Annotated in this window: 1 protein-coding gene; it reads left to right on the top strand. The window is 43.8% G+C overall.

Annotated elements, in window-relative coordinates:
* Positions 1-422: phage tail tip lysozyme (locus CBI42_RS11390; protein WP_256963820.1), on the top strand; the 422-nt coding region annotated here is incomplete at both ends.

Below are 422 nucleotides of genomic sequence, written 5' to 3'. Positions count from 1 at the left end.
TGGTATGATTTAGACCTACAACTTGATTTTATGCTTCATGGGGATAGTCCTTACTATCAAAGTTGGTTAAAGGATTTCTTTGGAAATACGGGCAGTGCAGCCAATCTTGCCCAACTCTTCCTCACCTATTGGGAGGGAAATTCTGGTGACAAACTACTGGAAAGACAAACCAGAGCAACGGAATGGTATTACCAAATTGAAAAAGGCTTTAGCCAAACAAATGGAGGACAGGCTAAGAGTGACCCGCAATCCCTTGAAGGGGTTCGTGGGGACTTGTATGATCATTCTGTTCCTGGTGGTGGAGATGGTATGGCATATGCCTATGGGCAATGCACATGGGGTGTTGCGGCTCGTATGAACCAGTTAGGCTTAAAGCTAAAAGGTAGAAATGGAGAGAAGATTTCAATCATTAATACCATGGG

Source organism: Streptococcus sp. KR (assembly GCF_002238115.1).
Classification (GTDB): domain Bacteria; phylum Bacillota; class Bacilli; order Lactobacillales; family Streptococcaceae; genus Streptococcus.
Note: the sequence above shows the minus strand (reverse complement) of the source record. Positions and strands in the feature narration are given on the sequence as shown.